Annotated in this window: 17 protein-coding genes; 7 read left to right on the plus strand and 10 right to left on the minus strand. The window is 66.6% G+C overall.

Annotated elements, in window-relative coordinates; all coding sequences use genetic code 11:
* The first annotated feature begins 80 nt into the window (after positions 1 to 80).
* Positions 81 to 632, plus strand: coding sequence for a hypothetical protein (locus WDC82_RS00230; protein ID WP_340115213.1), 552 nt, complete (start codon positions 81 to 83; stop codon positions 630 to 632).
* A gap of 82 nt (positions 633 to 714) precedes the next feature.
* On the opposite strand, the gene WDC82_RS00235 is transcribed toward WDC82_RS00230, so the two are convergent.
* From WDC82_RS00235 to WDC82_RS00250, 4 genes are all read right to left on the minus strand, one after another.
* Complete coding sequence (locus WDC82_RS00235; protein ID WP_340115214.1) at positions 715 to 1938, minus strand: alpha-D-ribose 1-methylphosphonate 5-triphosphate diphosphatase; 1224 nt, start codon at positions 1936 to 1938, stop codon at positions 715 to 717.
* Between the two features lie 63 nt (positions 1939 to 2001).
* The gene (locus WDC82_RS00240) at positions 2002 to 2541 is read right to left on the minus strand and encodes a 2'-5' RNA ligase family protein (RefSeq protein WP_340115215.1); all 540 of its coding nucleotides are present in this window, start codon (positions 2539 to 2541) and stop codon (positions 2002 to 2004) included.
* Between the two features lie 20 nt (positions 2542 to 2561).
* On the minus strand, positions 2562 to 3344 hold the full coding sequence (locus tag WDC82_RS00245; protein ID WP_340115216.1) for a 3-hydroxybutyrate dehydrogenase: 783 nt from the start codon (positions 3342 to 3344) through the stop codon (positions 2562 to 2564).
* A 61-nt stretch (positions 3345 to 3405) separates the two neighbouring features.
* Positions 3406 to 4356 carry an AEC family transporter gene (locus WDC82_RS00250; protein WP_340115217.1) on the minus strand — a complete coding sequence of 317 codons (951 nt, stop codon included), beginning with the start codon at positions 4354 to 4356 and terminating at the stop codon, positions 3406 to 3408.
* A gap of 75 nt (positions 4357 to 4431) precedes the next feature.
* Here WDC82_RS00250 and WDC82_RS00255 point away from each other — a divergent pair, with 75 nt between their 5' ends.
* Entirely contained in the window at positions 4432 to 4674 is a 243-nt protein-coding gene (locus tag WDC82_RS00255) for a hypothetical protein (protein WP_340115218.1), read from the plus strand.
* Positions 4675 to 4682: 8 nt separating this feature from the next.
* Here the strand turns inward: WDC82_RS00255 and WDC82_RS00260 are convergent, their stop codons facing one another.
* The 3 genes from WDC82_RS00260 to WDC82_RS00270 form a co-directional block, all read right to left on the minus strand.
* Positions 4683 to 6080, minus strand: coding sequence for a TRAP transporter large permease (locus WDC82_RS00260; RefSeq protein ID WP_340115219.1), 1398 nt, complete (start codon positions 6078 to 6080; stop codon positions 4683 to 4685).
* A gap of 3 nt (positions 6081 to 6083) precedes the next feature.
* Complete coding sequence (locus WDC82_RS00265) at positions 6084 to 6719, minus strand: TRAP transporter small permease (protein ID WP_340115220.1); 636 nt, start codon at positions 6717 to 6719, stop codon at positions 6084 to 6086.
* 169 nt (positions 6720 to 6888) lie between these two features.
* Complete coding sequence (locus WDC82_RS00270; RefSeq protein ID WP_340115221.1) at positions 6889 to 7899, minus strand: TRAP transporter substrate-binding protein; 1011 nt, start codon at positions 7897 to 7899, stop codon at positions 6889 to 6891.
* Between the two features lie 402 nt (positions 7900 to 8301).
* Here WDC82_RS00270 and WDC82_RS00275 point away from each other — a divergent pair, with 402 nt between their 5' ends.
* On the plus strand, positions 8302 to 8583 hold the full coding sequence (locus WDC82_RS00275) for a hypothetical protein (protein ID WP_340115223.1): 282 nt from the start codon (positions 8302 to 8304) through the stop codon (positions 8581 to 8583).
* Positions 8584 to 8760: 177 nt separating this feature from the next.
* Here the strand turns inward: WDC82_RS00275 and WDC82_RS00280 are convergent, their stop codons facing one another.
* Positions 8761 to 10167 (minus strand): short-chain fatty acyl-CoA regulator family protein, encoded by a 1407-nt coding sequence (locus WDC82_RS00280; RefSeq protein ID WP_340115224.1) that lies wholly within the window; start codon positions 10165 to 10167, stop codon positions 8761 to 8763.
* Positions 10168 to 10416: 249 nt separating this feature from the next.
* Between WDC82_RS00280 and WDC82_RS00285 the strand changes: the two genes are divergently transcribed.
* The 4 genes from WDC82_RS00285 (at position 10417) to WDC82_RS00300 (ending at position 13519) form a co-directional block, all read left to right on the plus strand.
* A complete protein-coding gene (locus tag WDC82_RS00285; RefSeq protein WP_340115225.1) occupies positions 10417 to 11496 on the plus strand; it encodes a hypothetical protein in 1080 nt (359 codons plus the stop codon).
* Between the two features lie 260 nt (positions 11497 to 11756).
* Positions 11757 to 11984 (plus strand): hypothetical protein, encoded by a 228-nt coding sequence (locus WDC82_RS00290; RefSeq protein WP_340115226.1) that lies wholly within the window; start codon positions 11757 to 11759, stop codon positions 11982 to 11984.
* Between the two features lie 152 nt (positions 11985 to 12136).
* Positions 12137 to 12562 carry a hypothetical protein gene (locus WDC82_RS00295; RefSeq protein WP_340115227.1) on the plus strand — a complete coding sequence of 142 codons (426 nt, stop codon included), beginning with the start codon at positions 12137 to 12139 and terminating at the stop codon, positions 12560 to 12562.
* A gap of 63 nt (positions 12563 to 12625) precedes the next feature.
* A complete protein-coding gene (locus WDC82_RS00300) occupies positions 12626 to 13519 on the plus strand; it encodes a LysR substrate-binding domain-containing protein (protein ID WP_340115228.1) in 894 nt (297 codons plus the stop codon).
* Between the two features lie 104 nt (positions 13520 to 13623).
* Here the strand turns inward: WDC82_RS00300 and WDC82_RS00305 are convergent, their stop codons facing one another.
* Positions 13624 to 14322 (minus strand): gamma-glutamylcyclotransferase, encoded by a 699-nt coding sequence (locus WDC82_RS00305; RefSeq protein ID WP_340115230.1) that lies wholly within the window; start codon positions 14320 to 14322, stop codon positions 13624 to 13626.
* Between the two features lie 87 nt (positions 14323 to 14409).
* Positions 14410 to 15441, minus strand: coding sequence for an LLM class flavin-dependent oxidoreductase (locus WDC82_RS00310; protein WP_340115231.1), 1032 nt, complete (start codon positions 15439 to 15441; stop codon positions 14410 to 14412).
* Positions 15442 to 15448 lie beyond the last annotated feature (7 nt).

Genomic DNA, 15448 nt, shown 5'->3' on the forward strand with positions numbered 1-15448 from the left:
CGATCCAATGCGGCAAAGGCGTCGGTGCCGCCGGGCCGCTGAGTTTCCACATTCTTAACTAAGGGAGGCCAAGCTTAGATTTGGTCTGGTCAGCGGAGCGCCAGCCAGGCCGTTTCGAACGCAATCGACATCTCAACGCGACCGACATGTCAGATGCCACGACCTACCCGGGATCATCCGCGAGCGCGGAAGAAATTATCCATCTCGCACGCGAGTATCAAAGTGCGGCCCCGATTCTTCAGGAGAGGGCGCGGAAGGGGAAACCCCTGAGCCTCGCTCCGGCCAGACTCTGCGCCATCCACGCAATCGAGCTCTATCTGAATGCGTTCCTTCTGAGTCTGGGCAATACGCCGGAGGAGATTCGGTCACGGCACCACGACCTGGCAGAACGAGCGAAGCTGGCATGTGAACATGGTCTGCGACTTCGCAAGAAGACTGCCGAGCATTTGGTCAAACTGAGCCGGAACAGAGAGTACTTGGTTTCCCGCTACGGCCCAGAACTGGCCTCGATGCATTCTGAAATGAATCGGCTTATGGCAACGCTTGAGGAAGTAGCCAAGAAGGTTCAGGGCGTCGTCCTAGGCCAGGATGCAGCAGGGGATGTTGTCCAGCCGGCCTCTGCATCGAAGTAGCGCAGAACCGTGCCGCGACCGTACACCCAGCCGCCGAAAGCTGATCTGTGGCGATGCTTGAAAGATTGCCTGCCAACCGGCCTCAGCCGGGTGTCGAGATGAAGGCGCGGCGGCCCTCGACCATTGTCGCGACAACGTCGGGCCGCGCGTTCATCTCTCCGGGATCGACCAGCAGCAGGTCGGCGCGGCGGCCTGTCTCGATGCGGCCGCGGTCGGCGAGGCCGAGGGCGTCGGCCGGGTTGGCGGCGACCAGGTCCCAGGCGCGCTCGAGCGGCAGCATGCCGTCGCCGGCGAGGCGGAAAGCGGCGTGCAGCGGCGCCGGGTAGTAGTAGTCCGAGGTGAGCACGCTGCAGAGGCCCGCGCCGACTAGGTCGGCGGCAGAGGGATTGCCGGCCTTGTGGCTGCCGCCGCGCAGCACGTTGGGGCCGCCCATGACGACGTGCTCGCCCTGTGCCCGGGCGTCGGCGGCCACGTCGCGGGCCAGCGGGAACTCGGCGATGCGCGCGCCCAGCGCCCGGTAACGCGCCCGCGTCTCGAGATCGGCGTCGTCGTGGCTGAGCATCGGCACGCCGGCCGCCGCGGCCATGCCGGCCAGCGCGGCGACGGTCGCCCCGGTCTCGCCGCCGCGCGCGCCGACCCGCGCCATCAGCCGGCGGTAGTCCTCGACCGGCAGGCCGGTGCGCCCGGGATAGCGCGCCGCCTTTTCCGGCTTCGCGAGGTCGTTTTCGATGTCGGCGAAGTGGTCGTTGAAGGCGACGACGCCGATCGTGCCGTCGGCGATCAGTGGCGCGACCTCGGCGACGCCGTCGTGGTTCTGCACCTCGAAGCGCAGGTGCAGGTGGGTGTCGCAGCGCAGGCGGCCGCGCAGCGCCCGCAGCGCCGCGGCCAGGGAGAGGAAGGTGTCGCGGCCGCGCAGGCCAGGCTCCCAGGAATAGGTGATGCCGTGCAGCGCGGTGGTGATGCCGAAGGCCGCCATCAGCCGGTCGGCCTCGTCGAAGGCCAGCGCCGGCGGGAACTGCACGCCCGGGCGCGGCATCAGCGAGCGCTCGAAGGCATCGCCGTGCAGGTCGACGATGCCGGGCAGCAGCAGGCAGCCGCGCCCATCGAGCCGTTCGTTCGTGCCGAGACCCGGCGTGACGCGTCCCTCCGAACCCGCGATCTCCGCGATGCGGCCCGCCTCGATGCGCACCACCGCTTCCTCGAAGCGATCGCCGACCAGCGCCCGGGCGCCGAGGATCGTAAGGCCAGGCGTGATCCCAGGGTCAGCGTCCGGGGCAAGCGCGGCGGCGGTCGTGCGGATTGTCATGGGGAATCTCGGAACGGTGGGAACGCGATGTCCGCATCCTAGACCAACTGTGTGGCAGTCTTTTTACGGTCGGCCCGTGATCGACGCTTGGCCCAGTGGCGCGCTGGCCAGGTCCGTCAGGTCCGCGCCGTCGACTCCCAGCAGGTGCAGGGCGGCGATCTCCGCCCGGACGTCGGGCGGCGGGGCGCTGCAGCGGGCGACCAGGCCCGACAGCGCGCCGGGCTCCGCGGAACTGCCCAGCGTGACGTGCGGCTCGAAGGCCAGGTGTTCGGAGCGGGCGAAGGGGTCCTGGTTCAGCGCGGCGTGCAGGGCGCGCAGCGCGTCGCCGCCGCGCGCCGGCAGCAGGTAGGCGTAGCAGGACTCCCCGTCGTGGCCCCGGCGCAGCGCCACCTCGGTGAAGTCGACGGCGAAAGGAGGCGTCGCGGCGGCGACCGCTCGCAAATGGTCCGCCGCCGCGGCGACCGCGACGCCGCGGGCGGCGAACACCAGGGTCACATGGGCGCCGAGGCGCCCGGCCTGCGGGTCGTGGCGGCGGCGCAGATCCTCGATCCAGCGCGCGTCCGCCGCCGCAAAACGCGGATAGGCGACGACGTAAAGCGCCATGCGGGGAAAACCTGCCGGCGCTACTGGGCCATCCAGCCGCCGTCGATGGACAGCGGCGCGCCGGTGATCTGGTCGGCCGAGGCCGAGCAGAGAAAGACCGCGAGGCCGCCGATCTGCTCGGGCGTCGAAAAGTCCTTGGACGGGGTCTTCTCCGCCACCAGGGCCAGCTTCTCTTCCTCGTAAGACTTGCCCGAGGTCTTCGCGCGATCCTCGATCTGCTTTTTCACCAGCGGGGTCAGCACCCAGCCCGGGCAGATGGCGTTGCAGGTGATGCCGCTGCCGCCGGTCTCCAGCGCCGTCACCTTGGTGAGGCCGACGATGCCGTGCTTTGCGGCCACGTAGGCCGACTTGTTGGCCGAGGCCGCGAGGCCGTGCGCCGAGGCGATGTTGATGACGCGGCCCCAGCCCTTCTTGCGCATGGCCGGCAACGCCGCCTTGGTGGCGTGGAAGGCCGAGGAGAGGTTGATGGCGATGACGGCGTCCCAGCGGTCGTCGGGAAACTCCTCAATCGGCGCCACGTACTGGATGCCGGCGTTGTTCACCAGGATGTCGATGGCGCCGAAGCGGCCCTCGGCGTCCTTCACCATGCGGGCGATCTCCGCCGGCTTGGACATGTCGGCGCCGTCGTAGGTGACGGTGACGCCGTTGTCGGCGGCGATCTGCGCGCGCAGCGCCTCGATCGCGGCGGCCTCGCCGAAGCCGTTGAGCACGACGTTGGCGCCCTCGGCCGCCAGCGCCTCGGCGATGCCCTGGCCGATGCCGCTGGTCGAGCCGGTCACCAGCGCGGTTTTACCTTTCAGCATGTTCATGTTCCTTCGAGATATGTCGCGCCCCTTCTACAGAAGGGTCCCCAGAGTATCGGTTTCAAGAGAGCGTCGGTTTCAAGAGCGCCAGCAGCAGCGACAGCGTAACCACCGACAGCCCCGTCGAGATGAGCACCGCCGAGGCCGAACGGCCGAGGTAGAGGTTGTACTGGCGCGCCATGATGAAGACGTTGGCCCCCGCCGGGCAGGCCGCGGTCAGGACCGCCACCGCGGTCGCCAGCGGCGGCAGCTCGAAAACGAAGAGGGCCGTCACCGCCATGATCGCCGGGTGGACCAGCAGCTTCATGGCGACGATGGCCAGGGTTTCCTTCATGTCGCCGCGGATCTCGAAGCTGGTCAGCGAGGCGCCGAGGGCAAAGAGCGCGCAAGGGGCGGCGGCGCCGCCCAGCAGCGACAGGAAGCGCTCGCCAGCGCCCGGCAGCGGCAGGCCGGTCTGGCCGTAGGCAATGCCGGCAACCAGCGCCAGGATGATGGGGTTCAGCGCCAGCGACTTCACGGTGTTCACCACCAGGCCGCGCCAGCCGCCGCCGCCGCGACCCTGCTTGAACAGGCCGAGCTCGATGAGGATGGTCACCACCGGGAAGATGATGACCGCGTGGAAGGTGATGATGAGGATCAGCTGCTGCCCGGCCGCCTCGCCCAGCGCGGTGAAGATCAGCGGGATCGCCAGCAGCACCGTGTTGGAGAAGATCGAGCCCATGGCGAAAAGCGCGCGCTCGGCGGCACCCGTGCGGAACACCACCCGCGCCACCGCCAGGGCCAGCAGGAAAGTGACCAGCACAGCGGTGAAATAGGCACCGACGATGGTGAACTCGATCGGCCCGAGGCCACGCGCCATGGCGCGGAACAGCAGCGCCGGGATCGCGAAATAGAAGACGAAGGTGTTGAGCCCCTTGATCGCCTCCTCGCTCATCCAGCCCTTGCGCCCCACGACATAGCCGCAGAGCACCAGGCCGAAGATCGGCAGCACGGTCTCTAGAATGGATTGCATCGGGTTCGGGACGGCCGGAGGTCAGCAGGGGGAGCGTCGCCAAGCGACTGGAGACAGGCCCCAGGATAGGCCAAAATGGCAGCCATGGAAGCAAAAGTCATTGCCTGGCTGATCGTCGTCTTCGGCTACCTGCTGCCGCTGGCCCACGTCCTGCTGTCCCCCCGGGGCGGACGCTGGACGCCGCCGCCCGGGAGTTCCTGTCCGCTGGGCCCGCGGGTCGGCTGGATCGTCCTCGTCCTGCTGCTCGGCCCCATCGGCTGGCTGCTGTTCTGGCGCAGCCGCAAGCGGGTGCCCTCCCCTCTCCCCTCGCGGAAGTAGGAAGACTGCTAGTTCACGGTCTGCGGACCCATAAGGGTGTTGGGCAGGAAGGTCGACACCCAGGGCACGTAGGTGACGATGATGAGGAAGACGAAGAGGATCGCCAGCCACGGCAGCGCCGCCCGCACCACCTGCATGACCGACATGCCGGTGATGCCCGAGGTGACGAAGAGGTTGAGGCCGACAGGCGGCGTGATCATGCCGATCTCCATGTTCACCACCATGATGATGCCCAGGTGGATGGGATCGATGCCCATCTCCACGGCGATGGGGAAGACCACCGGCGCGACGATGAGCAGCAGGCCCGAGGGCTCCATGAACTGGCCGCCCAGCAGCAGCAGCAGGTTCACCACCACCAGGAACATCCACGGCGTCAGGCCGGCGCTGATGAAGGCCTCGGTGACGGTCTGCGGAATCCGCTCGGTGGTCAGCACATGGGCGAAGAGCAGCGCGTTGGCGATGATAAACATCAGCATCAGCGTGACCTTGCCGGCGTCCAGCATGGTCTTCTGGGTGTCGCGGTGGAACAGCGCGGGCACGAAGGCGATCAGCGTGCGCAGCAGGTTGCGAGCGGCGGCCTGCGCCAGGCCCTCGCCGTCCTTGTGCCACGGCTCGTCCTTCAGCGGGCCCATGTCGCGGTAGACGAAGAGCGCGATGAAGAAGGCATAGACCGCCGCCACGGCCGCCGCCTCGGTCGGCGTGAAGATGCCGCCGTAGATGCCGCCCAGGATGATGACGATGAGGAAGAGGCCCCAGCCGGCGTCCAGCGCCGACTCGAAGATTTCCCGGAAACCGGCCCAGGGCAGCGCCGGGATGTTCTTGATCCGGGCGGCGATGTAGATGCCGATCATCAGCATGACGCCGGCGAGCAGGCCGGGGATGATGCCGGCCAGGAACATGCGCCCGACCGAGACGTCGGTCGCCGCCGCGTAGACCACCATGACGATGGAGGGCGGGATGAGGATGCCCAAGGTGCCGGCGTTGCAGATGACGCCGGCGGCGAAGTCGCGGGTGTAGCCGGCCTGGCGCATGCCGCCGATGACGATGGAGCCGATGGCGACCACCGTCGCCGGCGAGGAGCCGCAGAGCGCGGCGAACATCATGCAGGCGAAGACGCCGGCCATGGCGAGGCCGCCGGGAAAGAAGCCGACCATGGCGATGGAGAAGCGGATGATGCGCTGCGCCACGCCGCCGGTCGACAGGAAGGCCGACGACAGGATGAAGAAGGGGATCGCCAGCAGAGTGTAGTGCTGCTGCGCTTCGAACAGCTTGAGGGCGATGGAGGCCATCGAGTCGTTCGAGAACAGCATGATGAACAGCACGCTCGACAGGCCGAGCGCGACGGCGATCGGCACGCCGATGACCAGAAAGAACAGCACCATCACGAAAAGCAGAAGCGGTTCCATGACTCAGCTCCTGCCGCCGGTGTGGGTGTTGTCGTTCTCGCCGCGCTGCAGTTCGCTCTTGGCCTCGGCGACGGCTTCCTCGGCCTCGTGGCCGGCGATCAGCAGCTCGCGCTTGCCGACGGCGATGAGGTAGGTGGCCTGCGCGAAGCGGAACAGCAGCAGCGCCATGCCCAGCGGCAGCACCGCATAGGGTACCCAGCGGTCGATGCCGATCGGCTCGTAGCGGTAGCCGGGTTCGCCACTGAACAGCGCCTCGACGATGATGCGCGGCACGTAGAGGTCTTCGGTATCGATGCCGAAGCGGTAGATCTTGCTCCAGTAGTCCCAGGAGCCGTACAGCATGAGGCCCGCATAGGCGCAGCAGCACAGGCCGGCGAAGATCACCAGCGGCCGCTCGTAGCGCTTGGGCAGCATCTTCACGAAGGCGTCGACACCCAGGTGAGCACCGATGCGCACGCCGTAGGAGACGCCCAGCAGCACCAGCCAGGCGAAGAAGAAAGTTGTCAGTTCCAGGGCCCAGACGGCGCCGGAGTTGAAGACGTAGCGGGCGACCACCTGGCTGAAGGTGATCACCACCATCCCGGCCAGAAAGAAGGCGATGGCGCCTTCCTCGAGCCGGTTCACGAGTCGAGAGAGCATGATGGTGTTCCCCCCGGGGCTGCGCCTTTTGTCGGCCTATCGTTCCGTGAGCCTAGCGGGCCTTGCGGCAGAAGTCAGCGGCAGATGCCAGTCAGGCCGACACGCACCGATCCCGGCCCGGCGCCCGAGGCGCCGGACCGGGACCCGCAGGTATTGCCAGCCGAAGCGGTCAGCTGCCGACGTTCGCGGCCTTGGCGGCCTCGATCAGGTCGGCACCGATGTCGCCCTCGAACTCGGCCCACACCGGCTCCATGGCCTTGGACCAGGCGGCCCGCTGCTCGGGGGTCAGCTGACGGATGACGCCACCGGAATCGAGGATCTTCTGGCGGCTCTCGATGTCCAGCTGGTTGGCCAGCGCGTTACCCTTGGCGGTCTCTTCCTGGATGATGGTGTTGAGCTGCTCGCGCACGTCATCCGGCAGGGAGTTCCAGAACTCCACCGAGGTCACCAGCAGGTAGTCGATGATGCCGTGGTTGGACTCGGTGACGCCGTCCTGCACTTCGTGGAACTTCTTGGTGTAGATGTTCGACCAGGTGTTCTCCTGGCCGTCCACCACGCCGGTCTGCAGGGCGCCGTAGACTTCCGAGAAGGCCATCTTCTGCGGGTTGGCATCCAGCGCGCGGAACTGCGCCTCCAGCACGTCGGAGGTCTGGATGCGGAACTTCAGACCCTTGGCGTCTTCCGGCGTCAGCAGCGGCTTGTTGGCCGAGATCTGCTTCATGCCGTTGTGCCAGTAGCCGACGCCCAACAGGCCGTTGCCCTCCATGGAGCGCAGCAGGTCCTGGCCGTCCGCGCTGGCCTGGAAGCGGTCGACCGCGTCGATGTCGTTGAACAGGAACGGCAGGTCGAAGATGCGGAACTTCTTGGTGTACTTCTCGAACTTCGACAGCGAGGGCGCCGCCAGCTGAGCATCGCCCAGCAGCATGGCCTCGAGAACCTTATCGTCGTTGTAGAGCTGCGAGTTCGGATAGACCTCCATGCACAGCTTGCCGTTCATCTCGTCGTTGACACGGGTGGCAAGCGCGGCGGCGGTCTCGCCCTTCGGGCTGCCCTTCTCGGCGACGACGTGGCTGAACTTCACGACGATCTCGCCGCTCTCGCAGGAAGCGGAAGCCGAGGTCGCGGACAGGGAAACGGTGAGTGCCACGGCGGCCGCCGCGGCAAGCAGTTGAGTCTTCACTGGTATTCCTCCCAATTTTTCTCGTGCGCGGTGCCCGCACGTTGCGCCCGGCCACCGCCACGCTGTTTCTATACTAGCAACCGCCGTGCCAGCGAGTCCCGCCACGGCCTCACCGGCATAAGTTATTGATTAGACTATGCCAGCCGGCCCCCCTGTCAATCCGGGTCAAAGCGGCGCGGGGCCCGCTGTATGGCTTTCCACCCACCGGCGCGCGGCGATGGGTAGGAATCTACACATGGCGACCACGCCGGGGGCGGCCACTCCCGGGGGCGACCACGCCCCGGGGACAGCGTCGATCCGCTGGACATCGCACCGGCCGGGGCTATCGTAATGCGCTGGCCCGGCCCCCTCCCGCCGGTCGTCGCCCCGCCGCGGGCCCTCTCGAGTGAAGATCCGCCCGCCATGACGTTCCGGCTCCTGCTCGGCCTCGACAGCCTCGCCGCCCTGGTGGTGGCCTACTTCTTCCTTGCCGGCCTCGCCGACGGCTCGGTCTCCGCCTTCAATGGGGAGCTGTGGGCCGGCATCATCCTTGCCGTTACGGCGGTGATCGCCGGCGGGCTGCTGCTGCGCCGCGCCGCCCACCCGGTGCTCGCCAATCTCGTCCTCGCCCTGCTGGCCGTCCCGACGGCGCTCTACGGCCTCTTCATGCTTGTGGTGCTGTTCTCAGGGACGACCTGGAACTAGCCGGCGGCTGAAGAAAGCCTTGCGGCCTGATTGACCTCGTGCTTCGAGACGCACGCTCCCGCGTGCTCCTCAGCATGAGGTCAATCATTTCATACTCCACCCTCATCCTGAGGAACGCCGCGCAGCGGCGTGTCTCGAAGGATGGGCGACAGGCTCGGCATCTTTTTCTGTAACCCGCTAACTCTCGTAGCGGGTGTTGCCGCGCCGCTTGGTGTCGATCGGCAGCTCGATGAACAGCGGCTGGTGGGCGCGCTGCGAGCAGGCCTGGCGCGGGCAGAGGTGGCAGTTGATGCCGATCTGCGCGAAGAGCCGCAGGTCCTCGGTGTTGAAGGGCGCGGCATAGCCAAGGCGATGGGCGTGCTTCAGCTCGCAGCCGAGCGACAGCGCCAGGCGCCGGTCCTGGGTGTCGCGGCTGAACACCGGGCGCTCGGTGGTGCGGCTGATGGTGAAGAAGCGCTCGCCGTCGGGCAGTTCGACGAACTGCGGGATGATGACGCCCGGCGTGCGGAACGCGGTATGGATGTTCCACACCGGGCAGGAGCCGCCGTACTCGGCGATGTGGAAGGTCGTCGCGTTGAAGCGCTTGGTGACGTTGCCGGCCTTGTCGACGCGCAGGAAGAAGAAGGGCACGCCGCGCATGCCCTCGCGCTGCAGCGTCGTCAGGCGGTGGCAGACCTGCTCGAAGGAAACGTTGAAGGTGGCGGCGATGCGGTCGACGTCGTACTTGCTGCGCTCGGCCGCCTGGTAGAAGGGCGCGTAGGGCATCAGGAAGGCGGCGGCGAAGTAGTTCGCCAGCTCGACATGGCAGCGCGCGACGCCGGTCTCCGAGCGGATGCCGCTGCCGGCGGTGAGTCCTTCCAGCACCTTCGGCAGCTCCACCAGGCAGAGCACGTGGGCAAGCTGGAACACCCGGTTCTGGTGATCCAGCGCCTCGGAGAGGTGCACCACCTGCTCGGCCTCGTCGTAGATGCGCAGCGCCTGGCTCATCTCCTCCACCGGGCCGGTGCGCACGTCGATGCCGTGCACCTTGCGCAGCCGCGTCTTCAGCATGGCGTAGACGTCGTCGGCCTCGCAGGGCTCGGCGGCGCGCAGCTTCTCCGCCTCCGCCTCCAGCTCGGCGAAGTGGTTGGCGTGGTCGCGGAAGAAGTCGTGGATGATGGTCTCCGGCGACGACGACAGGAGGTCCGCCGGCATGCGCTCGCTGCCCAGGCGCATCATCTTCTCCAGCGCCGTGCGGTGGCTGCGGTAGAGGTCGAGGAAATGCTCGACCAGGCGCGGGGCATGATCGATGGCCGCGCGCAGCTCCTGCAGGTCCGGCGGCACATCGCCGAACACCGGGTCCTGCATGGCGTTGCGCAGGTCGGCCAGCAGGGTCGAGGACTCGTCCTTGATGAGGTCGCGCCAGTCGACGCCGTAGGCATCCGACAGCGCCATCAGCATCTGCACCGAGAGGCTGCGCTGGTTGTTCTCCAGCAGGTTCACGTAGGCCGTGCTGACCCCCAGCGACCGGGCCATCTCGGCCTGGGTCTGCTTGTGCTCGCGCCGCAGCTGGCGCATGCGCGGGCCGATCAGGGTCTTACGCATCGGGAGACAGGCCGTTTTCCGCCGTGTGTTTACATTTTAACATATCTAAGCAGAAGTTATACATACTGACAACACATTAACCCGAGTTTCCGTGCATTCGAACCTTTCTGCCGCTAGCTTGTTTGTCAGCAACCAATCCCACCCCCCGCGGCCGCGAGGCCGACAGGCGAGAGGCGGGAAGAGACATAAGAGGTCGGACCGCTCGTAAAGAGCAGCGATGAAACCCTCGAACCGACTAGGGCAGGAACCATGGCGTACAATATCCTCATTCTCGGCGCGTCCTACGGCTCGCTCCTCGGCACCAAGCTGCTGATGGCCGGCCACAACGTGACCCTGGTCTGCCGCGCGCAGACCGCCGACCTCATCAATGACGAAGGCACCGAGGTCCGCATCAAGCTGAAGGGCGAGGACGCGCACCGCGCCATCCGCTCCGCCGACCTGCCCGCCGGGATCAAAGGGGGCAGGCTCGACGCCAAGACGCCGGAACAGGTGGACCCGAAGGACTACGACCTCGTCGGCCTGGCGATGCAGGAGCCGCAGTACTGCGTGCACGCCATCTGGACGCTGATGGTGCGCGTCGCCGAGGCGCGCGTGCCCTGCCTCTCGATCATGAACATGCCGCCGCTGCCCTACCTGAAGCGCATCCCCGGCCTGGACGCCGCCAAGCTGGAGACCAGCTACACCAACGCCCATGTCTGGGACCGCTTCGATCCTGAGCTGGTGACGCTGTGCAGCCCCGACCCGCAGGCCTTCCGCCCGCCCGAGGAGCAGCCCAACGTGCTGCACGTCGGCCTGCCGACCAACTTCAAGGCGGCCGGCTTCAAGGACGCGAAGCACAACGCGATGCTGAAGCAGCTGGAGGCCGACATCGAGGCCGTGCGCCTGGATGGACCCGACGGACCTTGCGACGTACCGGTGAAGCTCAAGGTCTTCGACTCGCTCTTCGTGCCCATGGCCAAGTGGTCGATGCTGCTGACCGGCAACTACCGCTGCATCACGGCGGGCGAGCCGCGCCCGATCCGCGAGGCGGTGCACAGCGACCTGGAGCTTTCCAAGGCGATCTACGCCCATGTCGACGCCATCGCGCGCAGGCTGGGCGCCGACCCGGCCGACCAGGTGCCTTTCGAAAAGTACGCCAAGGCGGCCGAGAACCTCTTGAAGCCCTCCTCCGCGGCACGCGCCGTGGCGGCCGGCGCGCCGGCCATCGAGCGGGTCGACAAGCTGGTGCAGCGGATCGGCCGCAGCCTGGGCATGGACAACCCGGCGATCGACCAGGTGGTCGCCACCGTCGACACCAAGCTGGCCGCCAATCAGCGCATGTCCGCCTGACGATTTCTCCCCGAGCCTGACCTGAGCCTACCCAAGCCTAGAGGGCGGATCTCCGGATCCGCCCTTTTTATTTCGGACAAGGGCGCGGATCTGCGGCCAGCCGTTTGCTAAAGACGAGAGAAGCCGGATGCGTCACGCATGCCCGAGCGATGTCCGCGCACAGGCAGGAAGCGGAACTGCCCCCGGATAAGGCGCAGGTCTCAACCTGACCCAGAGCGGACAATCTTGTTAGCAATTATTTGCGAATTTTTGAGGTGGGAATGATCAGCAATAAGGAGTTTGCAGCCAAGGTCTTGGAGGAAACATCAACCTGCTTCGAACGCCTCAACGACCTGCTGTTGGACGCACAAGAGATACTATCCGATCAAGAATTCCGCGAGCTGCGCATTGCCGTTGGAAAGGTGCTTGGCGAAATGTATGTCGAGGTGGAAAGACCGATACATAAAGCGCACCCAAATCTCGAACCGGAAGCCCTGCGTGACGGCTAATGGCACAGAGGAGACCACCGGCACTCAGGCTTCGACGACTCGAATGAAGCCGAGAGTGGACATTCCGGCCTCTTCCGAAGAAGCTTTTTCTTCAGCGGGCCGCGCTTAAGCCACCGACCATCCTAGTGTCCCCCGCCGCTCTCCGCGCCGCGGTGGATCGCTTCGATCTCTTGCGCGACCAGTTCCTGCAGGCGCCAGAGGTTGCGGTCGCGGATGCCGAATTCTTCCAGGTGGGAGACGGTGTTGTAGAGGTATTCGGCGCAGGAGCCGATGGGGCCGCGAGCGCGCGCCGATCATCGAGGTCGGCGTCAGCTGTGTCGGCTGCAAATGCCTGTACGCCGCTGTTCGGACGGTTCATGAGATGCTCCTGCCGAAGTGAACTGGATGGCAATGCGCTTGAGGGCCGCAAAGCACTGACGCACAACCTTCGCCCGTTCGATCCTTCCTTGCTGGCGGATTCGATGAATGGCCTCCTGATCGATGCCGGACGCAAGAACCCGACGGGGGAAGACATGCTCAGCGTGATCGTTAGAAAACCTGCGTGTCATCGTTTTTGCCTCCACTCTTTTGAGGCTTAAATGTAGTACTCTGCGGCGCTTTCGGCTTGTCAGAAAAGCTGCATCACTGTTAGTTTTTCTATCATGAGAAAGAAGGGCGACATCGCCGGGTTGCCGCTGAATGCCCTGCGTGCTTTCGCGGCTGTCCATGAAACCGGCTCTGTCGGGGCCGCTGCGGATACGCTCAAGGTGACGCATGGCGCAGTAAGTCAGCATCTGCGGGGCTTGGAAGACCGCCTGCAGCGCAAATTGTTTAACCGTTCGGGCAATCGTCTGGTCATGTCGCCGGAAGCGGCAGACCTGGCAGACAAGCTGCTTCGGCATTTCAGGGCGATTGCCGGTGATATCGACCAATTCCGACGCGACGAAAACGTCCTCAATATCACCGTGACGCCGCATTTCGCCCAGTATTGGCTGCTGCCACGCCTTGGTGAGTTTCTGCAGCGTCACCCGGAGATCGATCTGCGCATCAACGCCGATGCGACAGTGCATGATCTTGCACAAGGTGATTTCGATGCCGCGGTCCGGCATGGCGACGGCAACTGGCCGGGGATGAACTGCGAAAGGCTGCTTGAAAGCAGACATGTGGTTGTGGCGGCGCCTTCGGTGCTGGCGTCCGTTTCCGTTCACACGCCTCAAGACCTGACCAAGCTGCCCTGGATTCTGGATGAGGACCGCGATGTCGAAATGTCAAACTGGTTCGATGATCATGGCGTAGCCCATGAAGCTCATACGCGGATTACCCGGTTGCCCAGCGCGCTGACGATTGCCGCCGCACTCGACGGACACGGCGTGGCGTGGCTTCCCCATGTCTATGCTGCGCCTTACTTGACCAGTGGGCGCTTGGTGCAATTGTTAAGCGACGACCGCTGGCCGGCACAGAATGCGCGCCACTATTACCTGTGCTGGACAGACAGCAAGAACCGCCCGAGTTTCAGGACGTTCCGGCAGTGGATAAAGCGGCAGGTTCCAGGATAGCCGGGTAACGAGGGCAGCGTCACGGCGACGCCCGAACGAAGCTTCGTTTCAGGACCACCGAAGCTCTCTCTCTTCAGCGGGCCGCGCTTAAGCCACCGACTATCCTAGTGCCCCCCGCCGCTCTCCGCGCCGCGGTGGATCGCCTCGATCTCGCGGGCGACCAGTTCCTGCAGGCGCCAGAGGTTGCGGTCGCGGATGCCGAATTCTTCCAGGTGAGCGACGGTGTTGTAGAGGTATTCGGCGCAGGAGCCGATGGGGCCGCAGGCGCGCGCCAGGATGTGGGCGACCTCTTCCAGCGGCAGCCCGCTCATCACGCGCTCGCCGGTCGGCCCGGCCCAGAACACCATGACGCGCTTGCGCCCCTCGGCGGTGCGCACGGTGATCCAGCGCACCATGTGGCGCGTGTGATGGAAGCGGATCTCGCGCTGGAACATGCGGCGGATCTGTCCGCGGCGGTCGGCGTCGGGCAGGCGGTAGATGACGCCGTCGCAGCGCCCGCCGCGCTCCAGCGCCAGCATCAGGCCCAGCTGCTGCGGCGAGCCGCGCCAGCGCCGCATCTTCAGGCAGAAGGAGCGGTGCCAGCCGAAGGCGGTGGCCGGCATGTGCGCCACGGACTCGAAGTCGGGCTTCCAGATCAGCGAGCCGTAGGCGAAGACCCAGAGCGGGTCGGCGCCGCAGTCGGCATCCCAGCGCGCCGCCAGGTCGTCGAACTCCGCCTCGCTCAGGTGGGTCCAGCCGGGCTCCCAGCCGAGATCGGGCTCCTCGCGCAGGCTGAGGGCGACGTGCTCGGGCGTCAGCCGCATATCCCTCGGCGCTCCCCTTCTTCTCGATCCGCGATGCTACAAGGATAGCCAGCCCGGCCGCGGCGGATCAATGCTTACACCAACGAGTTACGCGCAGGCCTCGCGCGGCCCTGCCGCCGCCGGCTTCACCCCGGCCGCCTCGGCGATGAGTTCGAAGGAGCGCAGTCTCGCCGCGTGGTCGTAGACGTCGGAGACCACGATGAACTCGTCGGCGCCGGTCTCGGCGGCCAGATCGGCGAGGCCGCGGCGCACGCTCTCCGGCGCACCCACCACCGAGCAGGCCAGCATGCGCGCCGCCTGCGCCTTTTCCATCGGCGACCAGTAGCTCTCGATGTCGTCGATCGGCGGCCGGCTGAGACCGCGGGTGCCGCGGATGAGGTTGGTGAAGGACATCTGCTGGGTGGTCGCCAGGCGCCGCGCCTCGGCGTCGCTCTCCGCCGCGATGACGTTCACCCCGACCATGGCATAAGGCCGGTCGAGCTGCGCCGAGGGCTTGAAGCGGCTGCGGTAGATCGCCAGCGCGTTCATCAGCTCGCCCGGCGCGAAGTGCGAGGCGAAGGCATAGGGCAGCCCCAGCTCGGCCGCCAGCATGGCGCCGAAGTGGCTGGAACCGAGGATCCACAAAGGCACCTCGGTCCCCGTGGCCGGTACCGCCTGAATTCGCCGGGATTCTCTGGGCCCTTCCGCCAAGGGCGCCAGGTAGGCCTGCAGCTCGACGACGTCCTGCGGGAAGGTGTCGGCGGCCATGGGGTCGCGGCGCAGCGCCCGCAGGGTCGCCTGGTCGGTGCCCGGCGCCCGCCCCAGGCCGAGGTCGATGCGGCCCGGGAAGAGCCGCGCCAGGGTGCCGAACTGCTCGGCGATCACCAGCGGCGCGTGGTTGGGCAGCATGATGCCGCCGGCGCCTACGCGGATCCGGCGGCTGCCGCCGGCGATGTGGGCGATGACCACCGCGGTGGCGGCGCTGGCGATGCCCGGCATGTTGTGGTGCTCGGCGACCCAGAAGCGGGTGTAGCCCCAGTCCTCGGCATGGGCGGCGAGGTCGCGCGCATTGTCGAGGGCGCCACGCGCATCGGTTGCTTCGGTCACGCGGACGAGGTCGAGGATGGACAAGGCCGGCATCGGCAAA

Source organism: Pelagibius sp. 7325, from assembly GCF_037652055.1.
Lineage (GTDB): Bacteria > Pseudomonadota > Alphaproteobacteria > Kiloniellales > Kiloniellaceae > Pelagibius.